We start from the raw sequence: 16,056 nt of genomic DNA, 5'->3' as shown, positions 1-16,056 counted from the left end.
TCCCTCCAGCGGTCAATTCTCGAAGGAGCCGATCGTGGTAATGCACATCATCTGGCTAATCGTCCTGGGTCTCGTCGTCGGCCTCGTTGCGCGTCTGCTGGTGCCGGGCAAACAGCCCATGGGCTGGGTCGCAACCGTGCTGCTCGGCATTGTCGGCTCGTATGTCGGCGGCACACTGGGCAGCATCGTCTTCCCGCCGCACCAGTTCGACATTCACCCGCCCATCCAGCACTCGTTCCTGGGTGCGCTGGTGGGTGCGGTGATCCTGTTGTTGATCTACAAATTCGCGGTCTCGCGCACGAAGACTTTGTAGGGACAACACCTTTGCGCTGATGCGCATCGGTGATGCATAGCGGCATGATGGGGTGATGGCCCCACCGGCGACCGCCACGACGATGAACGCGTGGCGGGTGCGTCGGCCCGGCCCGATGGACTCCACCCCGCTGGAGCGGGTAACCGCCGAAATACCGCGACCCGCGCCCTCGGAGTTGCTGGTGGCCGTGCGTGCCTGCGGCGTGTGCCGCACCGACCTGCACGTCACGGAGGGCGACCTGCCGGTCCACCGCGAGCACGTCACCCCCGGCCACGAGGTCGTGGGGGAGGTCGTCGAGGTCGGCGCCGACGCCGGCGACGGGTTCCGGGTAGGGGACCGGGTGGGCATCGCCTGGCTGCGCCACACCTGCGGGGTGTGCAAATACTGCCAGCGCGGCGACGAGAACCTGTGTCCGGAGTCGCGCTACACCGGCTGGGATGCCGACGGTGGATACGCCGAATTCGCTACGGTGCCAGCGGCTTTCGCGCACCACCTGCCGGACGGCTACAGCGACGCCGAGCTCGCGCCGTTGTTGTGCGCCGGCATCATCGGATACCGCTCGCTGTTGCGCGCCGAACTGCCACCGGGTGGCCGGCTGGGTATCTACGGCTTCGGCGGTAGCGCGCACATCACCGCGCAAGTCGCGTTGGCGCAGGGCGCCGAGATACACGTGATGACCCGCGGCGAGCTGGCCCGCGAGCTCGCACTCGAGCTTGGCGCCGCGTCGGCTCAGGGTGCCGCGGATCCGCCGCCGGTGCCGCTGGATGCCGCGATCCTGTTCGCCCCGGTCGGCGATCTGGTGCTGCCCGCGTGCCAGGCGCTGGACCGCGGTGGCACCTTGGCGATCGCGGGCATTCATTTGTCGGATATCCCGGCCCTGAACTACCAGCGTCACCTGTTCCAGGAGCGCCAGATTCGCTCGGTCACGTCGAACACCCGGGCCGACGCGCGGGAGTTTCTCGACTTCGCGGCACGTCATCGCATCGAGGTGACCACGCCGGAATATCCACTCGGGCAAGCCGACCAGGCGCTGGCCGATCTCAGCGCCGGCCGCATCGCCGGGGCTGCGGTGCTGCGGGTGTAGCCAGGCTCAGGTCGACAGGTGCCAGACCAGGGCCGCCGCCAGTGCACCCAGCCCGTTCAATGACCAGTGCAGCGCGATCGGCGCGATCAGGCTGCCGCTGCGCCGGCGCAACCAGCTGAACACGAAACCCGCGCTCCCCGTCGCCAGCACTGCCAATGTCACCCCGGCCACCATCCCGACGACGCCGCCGCCGAACATCCGGGTGAAGCCGACGTTGTTGCTGGTCAGCCCGAGCGACGTGGCGACGTGCCACAGACCGAACAGCAACGAGCCAACGAGTGCGACCCCGCGAAATCCCCAGGCCCGGTGCAGCGTGCCGTGCAGCACACCCCGGAAGGCCAACTCCTCGGGGATCACGGTTTGCAGCGGAATGATGACCATCGAGGCGATCAGCGCACCGGAGACCGTCGCGTAGTGGTTGTTCAGGAACATCGGCCGCGTTATGGGCAGCAGCACGCCGACGGTGATCACCGACGCCACGACGGCCACGGCGCCCAGCGCGTAGCCCAGCCCGGACCTCCAGTGCTCGCGGCCCAGGCCCAGGTCGACCCAGTCCAGACCGGTGGAGCGCATCAACAGCACCAGCCCGACGGCAGCCACCGGCACCGTGGCGACGCTCGCCCACGGGGTGGTGAAGTGCGCGATCAGGTTCGTCAGCACCAGCACCGCGACGACCACGACGATGTCGAAGTACAGCCGCAGCCGGTGCAGTGCCGACAATTGCGACACCACCGGGTGGAGGTCAACGGCGTCGAAGGCCGTGGCAGCGTTTTCAGACATCCCGGCCGAGTCTACCTGCGGGTTGCCGACACCAGTTCAGGTCGACTGGCTCGACTCCCACGTCCAGTTAGCGATCTGCGGGTCGTCCTCGCCATGCTCACGGGTGTAGCGGCGCGCATTCAACCGCGCGTCAACCATTCGCTGCCGGAGCAGCGCGGCGCGGCTGGCCAGCCCGTCGACCCGGTCGATGACGTCGATCACCAAGTGGAAGCGGTCCAGGTCGTTGAGCATCACCATGTCGAACGGCGTCGTCGTGGTGCCGCGCTCCTTGAACCCACGCACATGGATGTGCGAGTGATTGGTGCGGCGATAGCTGAGCCGATGGATCAGCCAGGGATAGCCGTGGTAAGCGAAGATGACGGGCTTGTCGCGGGTGAACAAAGCGTCGAATTCCTTGTCGGGCAGCCCATGTGGATGCTCGGAGTCCGGCTGCAGGCGCATCAGGTCGACCACATTGACGACCCGCACGGCCAGGTCGGGCAGTTCGCGGCGCAGAATGTCGGCGGCAGCCAAGGTCTCCAGTGTCGGAACGTCCCCGGCGCAGGCCAGCACCACGTCGGGTTCGCCGGCTGCGGTGCTCGCCCACTGCCAGATCCCCAGCCCACGGGTGCAATGGTCTATTGCTTCGTCCATGTCGAGGTAGGCCAGAGCGGGTTGCTTGCCGGCGACGATGACGTTGATGTAGTCCCGGCTGCGCAGGCAGTGGTCTGCCACCGACAGCAACGTGTTGCCATCCGGCGGGAGGTAGACCCGCACGATTTCGGCGCGCTTGTTGGCGACCAGGTCGATGAACCCGGGGTCTTGATGGGAGGCGCCGTTGTGGTCCTGGCGCCACACGTGCGAGCTCAAGAGGTAGTTCAGCGACGCGATAGGCCGCCGCCAGGGTAGTTCGCGGCTGGTGGACAGCCATTTCGCGTGCTGGTTGAGCATCGAGTCGACGATGTGCACGAACGCCTCGTAGCAGTTGAACAGCCCGTGCCGCCCGGTCAGCAGATAGCCCTCCAGCCAGCCCTGGCACAGGTGCTCGGAGAGCACCTCCATCACACGACCGTCCGGCGCGAGGTTTTCATCGTCGGGCCCGGTTTCCGACAGCCACACCCTGTCCGTCGACTCGAAAACCGCGGACAGCCGGTTCGAGGCGGTTTCGTCGGGACCCATCAGCCGGAAGCGGTCCGGGCTGCGGGTGATTACGTCGCGCAGGAAAGTTCCCAGCACCCGGGTGGCCTCGTGTGTCGTCGTGGCCGGCTGCGACACCGGCACCGCGTAGTCGCGGAAGTCCGGCAGATCCAGCTCGCGCAGCAATAGTCCGCCGTTGGCGTGCGGATTGGCGCTCATTCGCCGGTCACCCATGGGGGCCAGATCGCGCAACTCCGGGCGCAGCACGCCGTGCCCGTCGAACAACTCGTCGGGTCGGTAACTGCGCAGCCACTCTTCCAGCTGCGCGCGGTGCGCGGGGTTCTCGTGCGTCTCCGACAATGGCACCTGGTGCGCGCGCCAGGTCCCTTCCACGTGTTTGCCGTCGACCACCTTGGGCCCGGTCCAACCCTTCGGGGTGCGCAGCACGATCATCGGCCACACCGGACGCTCGGCCGTCTCACCGTTGCGCGCGGCCCGCTGAATCTCCGCAATATCGTCGAACGCGTCGTCCATCGCGGCGGCCAGCTCCTGGTGCACGGTGGCCGGGTCATCGCCGGCGACCGTGATCGGCCGGTATCCGTAGCCCCGCAACAGCGATTCGAGTTCGGTGTGCGGGATGCGGGCCAGCACGGTCGGGTTGGCGATCTTGTAGCCGTTGAGGTGCAAGATCGGCAGCACTGCACCGTCGATGGCCGGGTTGAGGAATTTGTTCGAGTGCCAGCCGGCCGCCAGCGGCCCCGTCTCGGCCTCGCCGTCGCCGATCACGCACGCGACCACCAGATCGGGATTGTCGAACGCCGCACCGAACGCATGCACCAGCGCATAGCCGAGTTCGCCGCCTTCGTGGATGGACCCCGGGGTCTGCGCGGCGACGTGGCTGGGGATGCCGCCGGGGAAGGAGAACTGACGGAACAGCCTGCGCATGCCTTCGGCATCCTCGCCGATACCGCTGTAGACCTCGGTGTAGGTGCCTTCGAGATAGGCGTTGGCCACCAGGCCCGGACCGCCGTGACCGGGTCCGGTGACGTAGATGACGTTGGAGTCGCGGTTGCGGATGATCCGGTTCAGGTGCGCGTAAATGAGGTTGAGCCCGGGTGTGGTGCCCCAGTGCCCCAACAGCCGGGGTTTGACGTGCTCGGCCGCCAGCGGTTCGGCCAGCAGCGGGTTGTCCAGCAGATAGATCTGCCCAACCGACAGATAATTCGCGGCGCGCCAGTATTTGTCGATCAGGGTGAGTTCGTCGTCGGAGAGTGCTTCGGGCGCTGTTGTCGGGGTTTCGAGGCTCACCCGCCCGATTGTCCGCGCCGCCGATGAACGCCGCGAGACGAGTGAGTCACTCCTCGCCGCGCGCGCGGGCCTCGTAGGCGCGGCGCTTCTCGATGTCGACGTCGTCGGTGAAGACATGCTCGCCGCCGAGGGCACGGTTCAGCTCCTCGGCCAGGCCGCGCGGCATGAACTTCTGCGACGCGATGATCGCGCCGGCGGTCTTGGTGACCCGCACCCGCGGCCTGGGATGAGCCACCAGTTTGACGATCGCCTCGGCAATGTCGGCCGGCTCGGCGTTCTTGATTCCCTTGGCTCCGGAGGTGCCGGCGATCAGTTCGGTGTTCACGAACGTGGGCATCACGACCGAAAACTTCACGCCGGCCTGGCGGTATTCGACCCTGGCCGAGTCGGTGAAGCCGATTACCGCGTGCTTGCTGGCGCAGTAGCTGGCCGCTCCCGCGATATACGTCTCCCCGGCCAGCGAGGCGATGTTGATGACGTGTCCGGTTCCGCGCGCAACCATCCGCTGTGCCGCGAGCTTGCTGCCCAGGATCACGCCGTAAACGTTGATGTCGAGAATTCGCCGGGTGACGGCGTCCGACTCGTCGACAATCCGACCAAGCGGCATGATGCCGGCGTTGTTGATCAGGACGTCAATCGGGCCGAGCTGGCGCTCGACCTCGTCGAGGAACTCCGAAAACGAATGCGGATCGGTGACGTCGAGTTTGCCGTAGACGTCGAGGCCGAGCGCGGCGCCCGACTCCTTGACCCTGACCTCATCGATGTCGCCGGTCGCGACCTTGGCGCCCAGGTTGTGCAGGGCGGTCGCGGTGGCCAGGCCGATTCCCCGTGCGCCGCCGGTGATCACGATGACCTTGCCCTGGACTTTGAGGCCGATGGATGCCGTGTCTGCCATCTGCTAAGCACAGCACTCGGCTTCGGGCGGCGCAATGACGCCCCCGTGACAATCGCGGATGCGGGGGCCGCCTGGCGGAGTCGATACTGCAACGATGCCCAGCGTGCGACGAGCAGTCCCGGCCGATGCGCGTGACGTGGCCCGCGTACACGTCCGATCCTGGCAGTGGGCTTACCAAGGGCTCCTCGCCCAGGAATACCTCGACGGCCTCGACCCGGAAGCCTGGGCCACCAGATACACCTTTGGCCGCATGGGCTTTCAGCTCCCGTCCACCCAGGTCGCGGTCGACGGTTCGACGGTGTGCGGCCTGGTCACCACCGGCCAGTGCCGCGACGACGACTTGTCGAATTTCGGTGAGCTGATGGCGATTTACGTCGATCCGGCATATCTGCGCACCGGCGTCGGCTGTCTGTTGATGACGGCCGCCCGGATTCGGCTGCGCCGCGTCGGCGTGTCGGCAGCCGCGCTGTGGGTGCTGGACGGCAATGCGCGCGCACGGCGGTTCTACGAACGCGACGGCTGGAGATGTGACGGGACACAACGCACGTCGACCTACGGCGACGTGGCCGTCGACGAAGTGCGCTATCGATGCACGCTCTAGCGGAGCTAGCGCAGGGTGAGCCAGGCCAAGCTGACCGCCCCGGCGAGGGAGCAGTAGACGGCGAATGGAGTCAGGGTGCGGGTCTGAAAGTATCGGGTGAGATAGCGGACGGCGAGGTAGGCGGCGACGAACGAGGCGATGCTGCCGGCCAGCACCTGGCCGCCGATCCCGGTTCCCAACGGCCCGAACAGATCTGGGATCTTGTATACCCCTGCGGCCAGGATGATGGGTGTCGCCAGCAGAAAGGAGAATCGGGCCGCGTCCTCGTGTGACAGGCCGCGCCACAGGCCGGCCACGATGGTGATGCCGGAGCGGCTGATACCTGGGAGGAGGGCCAGGATTTGAGCGCAACCGATCAACACACCCCGCCCGATCGGCAGTTCGGCGAGCCGGTCGTCGACGGCGTCACCTGTGTGCACGACCGGGAGGTGCTCCGGAACCGCCGCTCGACGGCGCAGCACTTCGCCCACGTACAGGGCAACCCCGTTGATGAGCAGGAAGACCGCCGCCGGTATGGGTTTGCCCAGGGTGGTGCGGAACAGCTGTTCCAGGAGCAGTCCCGCCAGCCCCACCGGGATGGTGGCCGCAACGATCAGCCACGCCAACCGCTCGTCGGGAGTCTCGACCCGGCGATGTCGCACCGAGGAAGCGAAGCCGGCCAGGACGCGCAGCCAGTCACGCCAGAAGAACACCAGCAGCGCGGCGGCGGTGGCGACGTGCAGGCCGACGATGAATGCCAGGTAGGGCGATCGCGGTGCGGAGACGTTCAAGTCCTGGGCCCACTGCCCGCCCACCAGCGCCGGCACCAAGATCGAGTGCCCGAGGCTGGACACCGGGAACAGCTCGGTGATGCCCTGGGCAGCGCCGATTATCACGGCTTCGACGTAGCTCAAGTGCGGGCTCATCCGTTAGCGCGCCTCCATTCAACGGTCGTCGGGCAAAGATCTACAGAGCGTAGCGGGTCGGGAATCCCGACCCGAACCAGCTTGGGCGACTGAGCTTTTGACTACCAAACGGCACCCGGCTGCGGCGGGCCGGTACGGTGACCGCATGGCTGACAGGTTGCTCGCCGCGGTGCGCGTCCTCGACTTGTCCGCCGGGGTCACCGATGCGGTGACCCGCCTGCTCGCCGACCTGGGGGCCGACGTCGTCAAGGTCGAGCCGCCGGGCGGGAGCCCGGCGCGCGACGACCGGCCGACGCTGGCCGGCGCCGGCATCGGCTTCGCGGTGCACAACGCCAACAAGCGAAGCGTGGTGTGCAACCCGCTCGACGACAACGACCGCCGCACCTTCTTCGAACTCGTCGGCGGTGCCGACATCGTCGTCGACGCCGGCCCGGCAAGTCAGACCACGGCGTTCGGGACGTCGTGTGCCGAGCTGGCCGATCGCTACCCGCAGCTGGTCGCACTGTCGATCAGCGACTTCGGCGCGACCGGCCCGCGCTGCTCGTGGAGTGCGACCGACCCCGTGCTGTTCGCGATGTCGGGCTCGCTGTCACGGTCCGGCCCCACCACGGGCACCCCGGTGTTGCCGCCCGATGGTATCGCCTCGGCCACCGCCGCCGTGCAGGCCACCTGGGCCGCGCTCGTCGCGTACTACAACAGACTGCGTTGCGGCACAGGCGATTACATCGATTTCTCCCGGTTCGATGCCGTCGTCATGGCGCTCGACCCGGCCTTCGGCGCGCACGGGCAGGCCACCGCCGGACAGCGCAGCAGCGCGTGGCGGGGTCGCCCGCGCAACCAGGACCCCTATCCGATCTGTCCGTGCCAGGACGGCTATGTCCGGCTCTGTGTCATGGCGCCGCGGCAGTGGCGCGGCCTGCGCCGCTGGCTGGGGGAGCCGCAGGAATTCCAGGACCCCAAGTACGACACGCTCGGCGCCCGCTTCGCCGCCTGGCCGCAGATCAGCGTGCTGGTTGACGCGCTGTTCGCGGACAAGACGATGAAGGAGCTGGTCGCCGAGGGGCAGGCGCACGGGGTCCCCATCTCGGCGGTGTTGACGCCGTCGCGGATCCTGGCCTCCGAGCACTTCCAGGCCGTGGGTGCGATCACCAATGCCGAGCTGATCCCCGGGCTGCGCACCGACGTGCCGACCGGATACTTCGTCGTCGACGACGAGCGCTCCGGCTTCCGGACCCCGGCCCCGGCGGCCGGGGCCGACCAACCGCGCTGGCTGGCCGGCCCGGTGTCGGCATCTCCGACGGGCCGGGCCGGCGAGTACCCGTTCAAGGACCTGAGGATCCTCGATCTGGGCGTGATCGTTGCCGGCGGCGAGCTCAGCCGGCTCTTCGGGGACCTCGGCGCGCAGGTCATCAAGGTCGAAAGCACCGAGTACCCCGACGGATTGCGGCAGTCGCGCGTCGGCCACGAAATGAGCGAGTCGTTCGCCTGGACCCACCGCAACCACCTGGCGCTGGGCCTCGACCTGCGCAGCCGCCAGGGCAAAGAGATATTCGGGCGTCTGGTCGCCGAGGCCGACGCGGTGTTCGCCAACTTCAAGCCGGGAACCCTTACCTCGCTTGGGTTTTCCTTCGACAGGTTGCGCGAGCTGAACCCGCGGATCGTGCTCGCGGGCAGCAGCGCCTTTGGAAACCGGGGGCCGTGGAGCAGGCGCATGGGCTATGGCCCGTTGGTTCGTGCCACCACCGGCGTGACCAGTCTCTGGACATCCGAGGAAGCTTCCGCGGAAGCTCGTGGCGCCGGCGCCCGGCATGCGTTCTACGACGCGACGACCATCTTCCCGGACCACGTGGTGGGGCGGGTCACCGCGATCGCGGCGCTGGCCGCGCTGATCCGGCGTGACCGGACCGGCGACGCCGCACACGTGCACATCTCCCAGGCCGAGGTCGTCGTCAACCAACTGGACACCCTGTACGTCACCCAGGCCGCGTTGCGGGCCGGCGTCGCCGAAGTCCACGATGACACCAGCGTGCACGCGGTCTACCCATGCGCCGGCGATGACGAGTGGTGCGCCATCTCGATCCGTTCAGACGACGAATGGCGTTGTGCCACGGCAATTTTCCAGCACCCGCAATTGGCCGTCGATCCGCGCTTCGCGACAGGGGTGTCGCGGGTGGCCCATCGCGCGGAGTTGGTGGAGCTGGTCTCCGCCTGGACTCGCACCCAAACCCCGGTACGAGCCGCCGAAACGCTGCAGGCGGCCGGGGTTCCGGCCGGCCCGATGAACCGTCCGCCGGACGTTCTGCAGGACCCGCAGCTGATCGAGCGAAACCTGCTCAGCGACATGGTGCATCCGCTGGTCGAGCGGCCGCTGCCGGCCGAGACGGGCCCAGCGCCGTTCCACCACATTCCGCCGGCCCCGCAACGTCCCGCGCCCCTGCCCGGTCAGGACACCCGCGAGCTCTGCCTGAAACTGCTGGGAATGAGCGCAGCGGAGATCGACCGGCTGATCTCCGATCAGGTGCTGTTCGCGCCGGCCACGACAGCCTGAGCCCGCCCGCGCGCCTGGGCACCGGGCCGCCGGCGGGGCCCGCGTCGTCGCCAGGATAAATTCGTCCTATGCCCGTCGACCCCAGGACACCGGTGCTGATCGGCAACGGCCAGGTCAACCACCGCGACGAGATCGACCCGGAAACGCGTTCGGTCGAACCCGTCGACCTGATGGTCGCCGCCGCCCGGGAAGCCGCCGATACCCGGGTTCTGCAGGCCGTGGACTCCATCCGGGTGGTGAACATCCTGTCGGCGAGCTACCGCGACGCCGGGCTGTTGGTCGGTGAGCGGATCGGCGCACCGAAGTTCACGACGCTCTACAGCCCGGTCGGCGGCAACGTGCCGCAGACGCTGCTCAACCAGGCGTGCCTGGACATCCAGCAGGGCCGCGCCGGCGTCGTGCTGCTTACCGGCGCCGAGACCTGGCGCACCAGGCGAGGACTGAAGGCCAAAGGCGGCAGGCTCGAGTGGACGGCTCAGGACGAATCCGTGCCGAAGGCACAGGTCAGCGGCGAGGACGTCCCGATGGCCGGTGACGCCGAGATCAGGATCAAGCTGGACCGGCCGGCCTACGTCTATCCGCTATTCGAGCAGGCGCTTCGCATCGCGAACGGCGAGTCGGTCGAAGACCACCGCAACCGCATCGGCGAGCTGTGGGCAGGCTTCAATGCCGTCGCGGTCGGCAATCCGCACGCGTGGATCCGCAAACCGGCGACCGCGGCCGAGATCTGCCGGCCCGGCCCGCAGAACCGGATGATCAGCTGGCCGTACACGAAGCTGATGAACTCCAACAACATGGTCGATCAGGGCGCCGCCCTGGTCCTGACGTCGGTCGAGCAGGCCACGCGGCTGCGGATCCCCGCCGAGCAGTGGGTTTACCCGCACGCCGGCACGGACGCCTACGACACGCCCTCGATCGCCGAGCGCGACGAGCTGCACCGCTCCACTGCCATCCGGATCGCCGGTGCGCGGGCACTGGAGCTCGCCGGCCTCGGCATCGACGACGTCGACTACGTCGACCTGTACTCGTGCTTTCCGTCCGCCGTTCAGGTGGCGGCCGCCGAATTAGGCTTGAGCACCGACGACCCCGCCCGCCCGCTGACCGTCACCGGCGGGCTGACGTTCGCCGGCGGCCCGTGGAGCAACTACGTCATGCATTCGATTGCCACCGTCGCCGAACTGCTGGTGGCCAATCCCGGCCGCCGCGCCCTGATCACCGCCAACGGGGGCTACCTGACCAAGCACAGCTTCGGCGTCTACAGCACCGAACCGCCGGACGAATTCCGTTGGGAGAACACCCAATCCGCAGTGGAGCAGGAGCCGACCCGGGAGGCGGTGGTGCAGTGGGAAGGCGTCGGCACCGTCGAAGCGTGGACGACGCCGTTCGACCGCGACGGACAGCCGGAGAAGGCTTTCGTTGCTGTGCGCACACAAGACGGGTCACGAGCGCTGGCGGTCATCACCGATCCCGATTCGGCGCAGACGACTGTTCGTGAAGACATCGGTGGCGCCAAGGTTGCCGTCGCCACGGACGGCAGCGCCACGCTGCAGTAGCCCAGCCGGGAATAAAACGCCAGGCAGAAGTGCCGTTCACTCGGTAACGGTCGCGTAGTGATGGTGGCGTGCCTATTGTCAGAGGGGACGTTGGGGGAGGTGAGCCCAGGTGCACATCCTGGTTACCGACGCCACCGGCACGGTCGGGAGGCTGGTTGCACGGCAGCTGATTGCTGCCGGGCATTCGGTCACGGGCATTTCTGAGCGCCCCGACACCCGGCTGGACCCCGCGGTCGAATTCGTCTGCACACCGTTGAGCGACCCCGTCCTGCAAGAACTGGCCGATGAAGCCGACGCGGTGATCCATTTGGCTCCGGTCGAACCCAGCGCACCGGGTAGCGCGGACATCACCGGGGTGGCACATGTCACGCATGCGGCCGGTCGCGCCGGTGCGCGCCTGTTGTTCGTGTCCCAAGCCGCGGGCTCCCCGCAGGTATACGAGCCGGCCGAGGACCTGGTGTCCAGCAGCCTCGGCCCGAGTCTGATCGTCCGGATCGCGCCGCCGGTGGGCCGCCAGCTCGACTGGATGGTATGCCGCACGGTGGCCACACTGCTGCGCGCCAAAGTCTCGTCACAGCCGATGCGGGTGCTGCATCTCGACGACCTGGTGCGCTTCCTCGTGTCGGCGCTGAACACCGACCGCACCGGTGTGGTGGATCTCGCCACCCCGGACACCACCAACGTGGTGACCGCGTGGCGGTTGCTGCGGGCCGTCGACCCCCGGTCCCGAATTCACCGGATTCGCGGCTGGACAGAGCTGATCCCTCCGATGGATATCGTTTCTGCACAAGAGGATTGGATGTTCGAGTTCGGCTGGCCGGCATTTGATGCCGTCGCCGACACCGCGCGGGGACTCGTCGGCCGCCGACCCGCCGCCGCCGGCGCGGTCAGCCACGGGGCACAGATGGCGCTTCCCGTGGAGGTCGTCGCGCCCGCGCCATCCGACGAGCTGCGCAGCGCCGCTCCAGACGGCGTGGAGGGCGAGTTCGACGACCGCATCGATCCCCGGTTCCCGGTCTTCGCCACCAATGGCCTCACCGAAGCGCTGCCCGGGCCGCTGACCCCGATAACGCTGGATGTCCAGTTGAGTGGGCTGCGTACCGCCGGCCGGGTGATGGGTCAGGCGCTGGCCCTGGGCGGCGTGGTGGACCACGAGTGGGGCAGTAGGGCCATCGCGGTGTTCGGTCACCGGCCCTATGTCGGGGTGTCGGCCAACGCCGTCGCCGCCAACCAGTTGCTCGGCTGGGATGACAAGGCCCTGGTCGAGCACGCCTTGGTCGATCAGCCGCAGGTCGGGGACGTGCTGCCGTTTGGTCAGCCCCGGCTGGCCGGCGGAGCGCTTGGGTTGGTCGCCAAGGCGGTCGCCACATCACGATCGCTGGCTCTGATGCGTCATCTCAAAGCCGATACGCGCGCCTACAGTGCCGCCGCGAACGTCGAGCATTGGGATGCCGCGCAGTTGAGCCTGTTGTCCGACGCGAGCCTGGGAGTCCGGGCCCGGTTACTGCGGGACCGTATTCACCAAGGCTGGATTCTCACGGCGCTGTGGTTGATCGATTCCGGTGTCACCGCAGCGGCGCTGGAGCACACCTCAGCGGGCTCTCGCGTGCCGGGGGTCGGCGCGATCATGGAGAGCGAGCGCGTCGCGGACGAGATCGCCGAGCTGACGGCCGCGTTACGTGCTGACCCGCCGCTGCGTGCGATGGCCCAGGAAGGCAACCTCGCCAGCATCCGCGCGTTGTCTCCGCCCACTGCCGGCCTGCTGGAGGGCGCGATCGGCCGGATCGGACACCGGGGCCCGGGGGAAGCCGAGCTGGCCAGCCGGGTCTTCAGCGACAACCCGGCGATGCTGCTGGCCGCGGCAGCCGACACCGCCGCCGCACCGGCCGAGCCGGACCCGCCACCGACGTTGGTCCAGCGGATCGCGAACAACGTCCGGGTGTCACGTGAGCTTGCCCACGACACCACCCTCCGGTTCACGCATGAGTTGCGAATGACGTTGCGCGAGCTAGGATCTCGCCGAGTCGCGGCCGACCTGATCGATGTGGTCGATGACGTGTACTACCTGACCTGCGATGAACTGGTCACCATGCCGGCGGATGCCCGGTTGCGAATCAAGCGTCGCCGCGCCGAGCGGGAACGCTTGCAAGCGCAGTACCCGCCCGAAGTCATCGACCACGCCTGGGTGCCGGTCGACCGAACGTCAGACCAGCAGATCGGCGAGGGGTGACTGCGGGTCGGCCAGTCTGTCGGGGTCGACGGCAGACCTGGAGCGGATCAGCGCTTTGACGTCGTCGAGCACATCCCAGATGTTGACGTTCATCCCGGCCAGCACCCGGTTGTCGCCGTCGAGCCAGAACGCGACGAATTCGCGCCCGGCCACGTCGCCGCGGAAGACCACCCGCTCGAAGTCGGGTGCGTGTCCGGCGTACTCCATTCCGAGGTCGTACTGATCGGTGAAGAAATAGGGGAGCTCCGCGTATTCGCCTGGCTTGCCGAGCATTCCGGCCGCAGCCACCGCGGGTTGCTTCAGGGCATTGGCCCAGTGTTCGGTGCGGATTCGGGTGCCGAACAACGGATGCTCGGCAGCCGCGATGTCGCCGACCGCGTAGATGTCGGGGTCGCTGGTGCACAGCGACGCATCGACGAGCACGCCGCCATCGCCCAGGGACAGCCCTGCCTGCTCGGCGAGTTCGACGTTCGGCTTGGCACCGACGGCCACCAATACGGCGTCGGCGGCGACCGTCGAACCGTCGCGCATCCGTAGCCCGGTGGCCGTCCCGTCCGCCGCGGAGATCTCCTCCACCTCTGCCCGCAGCCGCAAATCCACGCCGTGGTCGCGATGCAGGTTGGCAAACACTTCGCCGACTTTCTCGCCGAGAGCGGCCACCAAGGGTTGTTTGGCGGCCTCGACGACGGTCACCGCGACGCCGCGCTGGCGGGCAGCAGCGGTCACCTCGAGTCCGATCCACCCGGCGCCGACGACGGCCAACGAAGATCCTTCGGTCAGAACGGAATTCAGCAGTTCCGCGTCGTCGTAGCTGCGCAGGTAGTGGACTCCATCGGCCTCCGATCCGGGGATCGGTGGGCGCCGTGACGCCGACCCGGTTGCCAGCAGCAGCTTGTCGTAGCGCGCTGTGGTGCCGTCGCGAAGTCCAACGGTGTGCGCGGCGGGGTCCAGGCTGGACACCCGCGATCCCAGTCTCAAGTCGACCTTCTGGTCGAAGTACCAGTCGGAATTCTGCACGGTGAAGTCCGTCAGCGATTTCTTCCCGGCGAGATACTCCTTGGAAAGCGGAGGTCGCTCGTAGGGCAGATGTGGCTCGTCGGCGAACAGACGGATTTTTCCGTCAAAGCCGTTGTCGCGCAGAGCTTCTACCGCTTTTGCTCCGGCGAGTCCGCCGCCGACGATGACGAATGTATTCGAGCTGGCCATGATCGCTGCTCCGTTCGTGTCGCGTTTTCCACCCTACTCGCGCCGGGCTAACACGAAAGACCGCTAGCCGGCCATCCGCCCGCGCAGGTCGTCGTCCAGCGACGCCCGAACCAGGGCGGCAGCCAGCCGCGCGTTGGCGCGCGGCGCGAGCGCTCCCAGTTTGGCCGGATCGGTGGGCAGTCCCAGTTGCTTGGCGGTGCCCGTGGCACGGTCGTCGAAGTACGGGCGCACCCAGGTCCACACGTCTTGAATCTCGCGCAGGTAGATGTCGGCGCCGGTATCGCCAATTCCCTTGAATTCCTTCAGCATCCGCTTCGCCCCGCCGACGTCGCGGTGACTGCGATCGGCCATTTCGCGCAGATCACCGGAATACTCGTCGCGCACCCGCTGCGCCATCTCGGTGAGACGAGTGGCCGAGCTTTCGTCGTAGCGCACGTAGTGAGCGCGACCGAAGGCGTCGATGATCGTTTGCCGGTCGGCCGACAGGACGGCCTTGGGCGTGCGCAGGCCCGCCCTGAACAGCTCCCGCGCCCCGCGCATGGCGATAGCGGCATCGATCGGCTTGCTGGCGAGCATGCACAACACCAGCAGTTGAAACAGCGGCATCGGCTTGTCGTTGATCCGAATTCCCGCCTCGTCCGCGTACGTGGTGCCGCCGGCCTTGAGCACACGTCGCACCAGCTGCTTGGACCCGTCCGACCCGCTCATACGTCGGCGCGTACCCGCGACGGGCGAGGACAAACCGGCTCGGTTACTTCGGCGGCAGGCTGCGCGCGTACCCGACGCCCCGGGTAATCCAACTCTCAAGCTGGCGTTTGGTTTTCACGCCCTCGGCGTCGACACGCAACCAGCCCCGGGTTTCGCGGCCGGCCATCACCATCGGGCTGACGTGGGGGCGATCCAGCAGCTTGGCGGTGTCCTCGGGCGGCACCCGCACCATCAATCCGCCCTTGCCGCTGGCCACTACCGCCATGTTGCCGCCGATGAGGAACGCGAGCCCGCCGAACATCGACTTCTCGTCGAGACCGCGCTGCGCTGCCAGCAACTCGCGGATCCGGTTAGCGAGTTCGAGGTCGTATGCCATGCGCCGACGCTAACCGTCCGCACCGATACCGTGGCCTGGTCAGTCCAGATCCACCCGGATGGTCAGCAACTCGCTGCCCATGATGCGCACCACCGCGCTGTTGAGCCGCGGCAGATTGCCCAGCCGCTGCACCGGGTCATCGTCGGGCATCAGGTGCGCGGTTCCGTGGCGCCATTGACCGCCGAGGCGCACTCGGACACCCGGGTTGGCCTTGATGTTGCGGACGTAGTCCGAGTGCTCACCGTGTTCGGAGACCATCCAGAACTTGTTGTCCACCAGGCGTCCGCCGACCGGGGTGTGTCGCGGCTGCCCGCTCTTGCGACCAGTCGTTTCGAGCATGGTCACCGGCAATTGCCGGCCCACCGGATTGACCACCAGTCGTTGAACGCGATGCACTACTTGCCGTTTGAGATCCCCAATACCGGTCATATCG

At 67.7% G+C, this 16,056-nt stretch carries 14 protein-coding genes; 6 read left to right on the top strand and 8 right to left on the bottom strand.

Annotated features, from left to right (window positions below):
* Positions 1–34: 34 nt before the first annotated feature.
* Positions 35–313 (top strand): GlsB/YeaQ/YmgE family stress response membrane protein, encoded by a 279-nt coding sequence (locus ACZY0B_RS10310; protein ID WP_463763999.1) that lies wholly within the window; start codon positions 35–37, stop codon positions 311–313.
* Between the two features lie 55 nt (positions 314–368).
* The gene (locus ACZY0B_RS10305) at positions 369–1,397 is read left to right on the top strand and encodes a zinc-binding alcohol dehydrogenase family protein (RefSeq protein WP_463763998.1); all 1,029 of its coding nucleotides are present in this window, start codon (positions 369–371) and stop codon (positions 1,395–1,397) included.
* A gap of 6 nt (positions 1,398–1,403) precedes the next feature.
* Here the strand turns inward: ACZY0B_RS10305 and ACZY0B_RS10300 are convergent, their stop codons facing one another.
* Genes ACZY0B_RS10300 through ACZY0B_RS10290 form a run of 3 tightly spaced genes read right to left on the bottom strand, consistent with a single transcriptional unit; the run spans position 1,404 to position 5,496 of the window.
* Entirely contained in the window at positions 1,404–2,177 is a 774-nt protein-coding gene (locus ACZY0B_RS10300) for a lysostaphin resistance A-like protein (RefSeq protein WP_463763997.1), read from the bottom strand.
* 36 nt (positions 2,178–2,213) lie between these two features.
* A complete protein-coding gene (locus ACZY0B_RS10295) occupies positions 2,214–4,601 on the bottom strand; it encodes a phosphoketolase family protein (RefSeq protein ID WP_463763996.1) in 2,388 nt (795 codons plus the stop codon).
* Positions 4,602–4,647: 46 nt separating this feature from the next.
* Entirely contained in the window at positions 4,648–5,496 is an 849-nt protein-coding gene (locus ACZY0B_RS10290) for an SDR family oxidoreductase (protein WP_463763995.1), read from the bottom strand.
* 94 nt (positions 5,497–5,590) lie between these two features.
* On the opposite strand from ACZY0B_RS10290, the gene ACZY0B_RS10285 reads away from it, so the two are divergent.
* Positions 5,591–6,097 carry an N-acetyltransferase family protein gene (locus ACZY0B_RS10285; protein WP_463763994.1) on the top strand — a complete coding sequence of 169 codons (507 nt, stop codon included), beginning with the start codon at positions 5,591–5,593 and terminating at the stop codon, positions 6,095–6,097.
* Between the two features lie 5 nt (positions 6,098–6,102).
* Here ACZY0B_RS10285 and ACZY0B_RS10280 read toward each other — a convergent pair whose 3' ends face one another.
* Positions 6,103–7,002 (bottom strand): undecaprenyl-diphosphate phosphatase, encoded by a 900-nt coding sequence (locus ACZY0B_RS10280; RefSeq protein ID WP_463763993.1) that lies wholly within the window; start codon positions 7,000–7,002, stop codon positions 6,103–6,105.
* A 145-nt stretch (positions 7,003–7,147) separates the two neighbouring features.
* Between ACZY0B_RS10280 and ACZY0B_RS10275 the strand changes: the two genes are divergently transcribed.
* The 3 genes from ACZY0B_RS10275 (at position 7,148) to ACZY0B_RS10265 (ending at position 13,333) form a co-directional block, all read left to right on the top strand.
* On the top strand, positions 7,148–9,550 hold the full coding sequence (locus tag ACZY0B_RS10275) for a CaiB/BaiF CoA transferase family protein (protein ID WP_463763992.1): 2,403 nt from the start codon (positions 7,148–7,150) through the stop codon (positions 9,548–9,550).
* Positions 9,551–9,618: 68 nt separating this feature from the next.
* The gene (locus ACZY0B_RS10270) at positions 9,619–11,103 is read left to right on the top strand and encodes an acetyl-CoA acetyltransferase (RefSeq protein WP_463763991.1); all 1,485 of its coding nucleotides are present in this window, start codon (positions 9,619–9,621) and stop codon (positions 11,101–11,103) included.
* Between the two features lie 109 nt (positions 11,104–11,212).
* Positions 11,213–13,333 (top strand): NAD-dependent epimerase/dehydratase family protein, encoded by a 2,121-nt coding sequence (locus ACZY0B_RS10265; RefSeq protein ID WP_463763990.1) that lies wholly within the window; start codon positions 11,213–11,215, stop codon positions 13,331–13,333.
* Here the strand turns inward: ACZY0B_RS10265 and ACZY0B_RS10260 are convergent.
* The 4 genes from ACZY0B_RS10260 to ACZY0B_RS10245 all read right to left on the bottom strand — a co-directional run bounded on the left by ACZY0B_RS10260 (position 13,307) and on the right by ACZY0B_RS10245 (position 16,052).
* Positions 13,307–14,539 carry an NAD(P)/FAD-dependent oxidoreductase gene (locus ACZY0B_RS10260; protein ID WP_463763989.1) on the bottom strand — a complete coding sequence of 411 codons (1,233 nt, stop codon included), beginning with the start codon at positions 14,537–14,539 and terminating at the stop codon, positions 13,307–13,309. The genes ACZY0B_RS10265 and ACZY0B_RS10260 overlap by 27 nt on opposite strands.
* Positions 14,540–14,602: 63 nt before the next feature.
* Entirely contained in the window at positions 14,603–15,247 is a 645-nt protein-coding gene (locus tag ACZY0B_RS10255) for an endonuclease (protein ID WP_463763988.1), read from the bottom strand.
* 43 nt (positions 15,248–15,290) lie between these two features.
* The gene (locus tag ACZY0B_RS10250; RefSeq protein ID WP_463763987.1) at positions 15,291–15,623 is read right to left on the bottom strand and encodes a TfoX/Sxy family protein; all 333 of its coding nucleotides are present in this window, start codon (positions 15,621–15,623) and stop codon (positions 15,291–15,293) included.
* A gap of 39 nt (positions 15,624–15,662) precedes the next feature.
* Positions 15,663–16,052: a nitroreductase family deazaflavin-dependent oxidoreductase gene (locus ACZY0B_RS10245; RefSeq protein ID WP_463763986.1), complete on the bottom strand. Its 390-nt coding sequence runs from the start codon at positions 16,050–16,052 to the stop codon at positions 15,663–15,665.
* Positions 16,053–16,056 lie beyond the last annotated feature (4 nt).

The organism is Mycobacterium sp. IDUB_19, assembly GCF_055419445.1.
This window is presented reverse-complemented; position numbering and strand designations above follow the sequence as displayed.

Bases quoted from the DNA above. Each gene is read 5' to 3' on its own strand.
- ACZY0B_RS10305 (WP_463763998.1), top strand. From the start codon at position 369: ATGGCCCCACCGGCGACCGCCACGACGATGAACGCGTGGCGGGTGCGT.
- ACZY0B_RS10300 (WP_463763997.1), bottom strand. From the start codon at position 2,177: ATGTCTGAAAACGCTGCCACGGCCTTCGACGCCGTTGACCTCCACCCG.
- ACZY0B_RS10290 (WP_463763995.1), bottom strand. From the start codon at position 5,496: ATGGCAGACACGGCATCCATCGGCCTCAAAGTCCAGGGCAAGGTCATC.
- ACZY0B_RS10285 (WP_463763994.1), top strand. From the start codon at position 5,591: ATGCCCAGCGTGCGACGAGCAGTCCCGGCCGATGCGCGTGACGTGGCC.
- ACZY0B_RS10280 (WP_463763993.1), bottom strand. From the start codon at position 7,002: ATGAGCCCGCACTTGAGCTACGTCGAAGCCGTGATAATCGGCGCTGCC.
- ACZY0B_RS10275 (WP_463763992.1), top strand. From the start codon at position 7,148: ATGGCTGACAGGTTGCTCGCCGCGGTGCGCGTCCTCGACTTGTCCGCC.
- ACZY0B_RS10270 (WP_463763991.1), top strand. From the start codon at position 9,619: ATGCCCGTCGACCCCAGGACACCGGTGCTGATCGGCAACGGCCAGGTC.
- ACZY0B_RS10260 (WP_463763989.1), bottom strand. From the start codon at position 14,539: ATGGCCAGCTCGAATACATTCGTCATCGTCGGCGGCGGACTCGCCGGA.
- ACZY0B_RS10255 (WP_463763988.1), bottom strand. From the start codon at position 15,247: ATGAGCGGGTCGGACGGGTCCAAGCAGCTGGTGCGACGTGTGCTCAAG.
- ACZY0B_RS10250 (WP_463763987.1), bottom strand. From the start codon at position 15,623: ATGGCATACGACCTCGAACTCGCTAACCGGATCCGCGAGTTGCTGGCA.
- ACZY0B_RS10245 (WP_463763986.1), bottom strand. From the start codon at position 16,052: ATGACCGGTATTGGGGATCTCAAACGGCAAGTAGTGCATCGCGTTCAA.